The organism is Thermoleptolyngbya sp. M55_K2018_002 (genome assembly GCF_015295965.1).
Taxonomy (GTDB): Bacteria; Cyanobacteriota; Cyanobacteriia; order Elainellales; family Elainellaceae; genus Thermoleptolyngbya; species Thermoleptolyngbya sichuanensis.
Genome location: NZ_DVEA01000047.1, coordinates 1 through 2,897, shown reverse-complemented (window position 1 = coordinate 2,897; position 2,897 = coordinate 1). Strand labels below are relative to the sequence as shown.

The 2,897-nt window shown below is 57.5% G+C and carries 2 protein-coding genes and 2 pseudogenes; 2 read left to right on the top strand and 2 right to left on the bottom strand.

Annotated elements, in window-relative coordinates:
* A pseudogene (locus IGS51_RS01995) lies at positions 1–272 on the bottom strand (PEP/pyruvate-binding domain-containing protein); the annotation flags it as partial.
* A 489-nt stretch (positions 273–761) separates the two neighbouring features.
* On the opposite strand from IGS51_RS01995, the gene ilvN reads away from it, so the two are divergent.
* Complete coding sequence (gene ilvN, locus IGS51_RS01990) at positions 762–1,286, top strand: acetolactate synthase small subunit (RefSeq protein ID WP_172353267.1); 525 nt, start codon at positions 762–764, stop codon at positions 1,284–1,286.
* A 65-nt stretch (positions 1,287–1,351) separates the two neighbouring features.
* The gene (locus tag IGS51_RS01985; protein ID WP_297075257.1) at positions 1,352–2,239 is read left to right on the top strand and encodes an MnmC family methyltransferase; all 888 of its coding nucleotides are present in this window, start codon (positions 1,352–1,354) and stop codon (positions 2,237–2,239) included.
* A 52-nt stretch (positions 2,240–2,291) separates the two neighbouring features.
* On the opposite strand, the pseudogene eno reads toward IGS51_RS01985, so the two are convergent.
* Positions 2,292–2,897, bottom strand: a pseudogene (gene eno / locus IGS51_RS01980) (phosphopyruvate hydratase); the annotation flags it as partial.

Below are 2,897 nucleotides of genomic sequence, written 5' to 3'. Positions count from 1 at the left end.
CGGATCTTTTGGGCGATCGCCTGAAGCTGCTGCGGCCGATCGACATCCACATGCAGCGACGAATCAGGCAAATCCGCAAACAGCGGCTCCTGCCAGTCCAAACTTGACAGAAACCGCCGCAGCACTCGCGCCCCTACCACAAACCCCGGCACAACAGGAAATCCCCGCTGCTCCAGCAGTCCCAAATAGTAGGCTTTGTCTCCGACCTCTGTTCGGTCAGCAGGCTGGATCTGCCCCAACCCGTAGAGGTCTTTGAGTGCGTCCCCATGCATACGCCGTCGCCCTTGAGATGAATAGTTGCGAAAAAGGCTGGATAGAGGAGTCTCTCAACTCTATTTAAGACGGGTTATTGAAGACGGCTTGAATAGAACGCAATTCAAACTGGAACGCGACTCAGTAGATAGACACAACTGTCTGTAGAATACGCTAACGCCAATGCCACCCATCAAAGCCTTGCGGGGCGGTGCGTTGCGGCTACGCCTAACAGCACCCTACAGTTTATCTATGCCTCCCAACTGAGAACGTGCAATGGCGTTGCGTTCCTGGATTTCTTAACATCTTTTCATCATACGCTCTGATCTCGTTCTGGGTAGACTGGTGCAAAAATTCTCGCAATCCCTTAACGTTCCGACAGGACATAGAGCGCATCGGTCGGGCTAAGATTGATAAACCCTGAGATTTCAATCCCATCCTGAACATAAAGTTCTGAACACTCAAGCCTGCACTTGCCTTGGCGGCGGTTTGCAGTCCCATTGCATCCCATGAAGCATACTATTTCTGTGTTGGTCGAAGATGAAGCGGGCGTGTTAACCCGGATTGCGGGTTTATTTGCTCGACGCGGTTTTAACATCGAAAGTCTGGCGGTTGGCCCGGCGGAACAGTCTGGCATTTCGCGGATTACGATGGTCGTCCCTGGCGACGACTCCATCATCGAGCAGTTGACCAAGCAGCTTTATAAGCTAGTTAATGTCCTCAAGGTGCAGGATATTACCGAAACGCCCTGCGTGGAGCGAGAGCTAATGCTGCTCAAGGTCAACGCCACCAGCGTCACCCGGTCGGAAATTATCGAACTGTCGCAAATTTTCCGGGCGCGGGTGGTGGATGTGGGCGAAGACTCGCTGACGCTAGAAGTGGTGGGCGATCCGGGCAAAATGGTGGCGATCGTGCAGCAGCTTGGGCGCTTTGGCATCCGCGAAGTGGCCCGCACAGGCAAGATTGCGCTGGTGCGCGAGTCGGGCGTGAATACCGAATTTCTCAAGCTCCAGTCGATGGAAGCGCGGGTCTAGCGGCCGTTTTGCCAGGTTGACGAGCGTTGCAGCCGAACGACAGACTGCCGAACGAGCCAGCTTGGGTGCCCCAGCGCACCGAAGACGGTTCTTTTACTTTTTTTTCGGAGGCGTTTGGCGAAGCGTTTCACAGTCGGCTAGGGGCACGGGCCGAGGCGTTTGAAAAGTTTGCCCAAGTGACGCGGCTAGCGACCCTGGCGAGGCAGTTTGTCGAACCCGACTCGCCGCCAATTCATCTGCTGGATGTGTGCTACGGGCTGGGCTACAACACGGCGGCGGCGCTGGAAACGCTCTGGGCGGCGAATCCTGATTGCAGGGTTGAGGTTATGGCTCTAGAGCTAGACTCCACCGTTCCGCAAGCGGCGATCGCCCCTGATTTGTTGGCCATCTGGTCGCCCCCGGTGCAAAACGTGCTGAGGGCGATCGCCCAGCATTACGAATTCTGCTCCTCCACCCTCCAGGCCCACCTGCTGATTGGTGATGCGCGACAAACGATCCAGCAGGTCGTGGCGCAGGGCTTTCAGGCAGACGCGATTTTTTTTGATCCCTTCTCGCCACGCCGCTGTCCCCAGCTTTGGACCGTGGAGTTTTTCGCGCAGGTGGCCAAGTGCCTGAGTCCGAGGGGAATTTTAGCGACCTATTCGCGCTCGGCCTCGGTGCGGGTGGCGATGCAGGCAGCGGGGCTGCACATTGGCAATATTCCCCTGCCAGATAGGGGCGATCGCCGTTCTCACGAATGGTCGCAGGGCACGATCGCCGCCTGGTCGCCGGACGGTTTGCCGCCCCTCTCGCAAATGGAGCAAGAGCATCTGCAAACCCGCGCCGCTGTGCCCTACCGTGATCCCAGCCTCAGCGACAGCACCGCCGCCATCCTGACGCGACATCAGCAGGAGCAGCAGCAGGCTCCGCTAGAATCGACCACAAGCTGGCGGCGGCGATGGAGAATTGTTTAGGCATTGTCTAGGCATCTTTCAGGCGTGTTTTCCCAAAAAATGCCGCTTTTGCCTACTTCTTGAAGGCTGAAAGTCCAGGATACTGAGCGCGATCGCCCAGGTCTTCCTCAATCCGCAAAAGCTGATTGTACTTTGCCAAACGCTCACCCCGGCAGGGTGCGCCGCTCTTGATTTGTCCGGCGTTGGTGGCAACGGTCAGGTCGGCAATGAAGTCGTCCGGCGTTTCGCCGGACCGGTGGCTCGTCATCACCGTATATCCAGCGCTCCGAGATAGCTCGATCGCGTCCAGCGTTTCAGTCACGCTGCCGATCTGGTTGACCTTGATTAGCGAGGCATTGCCCACGCCATCGGCGATCGCCTGCTTGATGATGGTGGGATTGGTCACAAACGCATCGTCGCCCACCAGCCGCACCTTGTCTCCCAGGCGCTTGGTGAGTTCCTTCCAGCCTTCCCAGTCCTGTTCGCCCAACCCATCTTCCAGAGAGATGATCGGGTACTGAGCAATCCAGCTTTCCCAGAGGGCGATCAGGTCTTCTGTGGTGCGGATGGCCTTGTCGGACTTGAAGTTGATATAGGTGCCGTCCTCCTGCCACATCTCGCTAACGGCGGGATCGAGCGCCAGCGCAATGTCCTCACCCGGGCGAAAGCCCGCACGCCC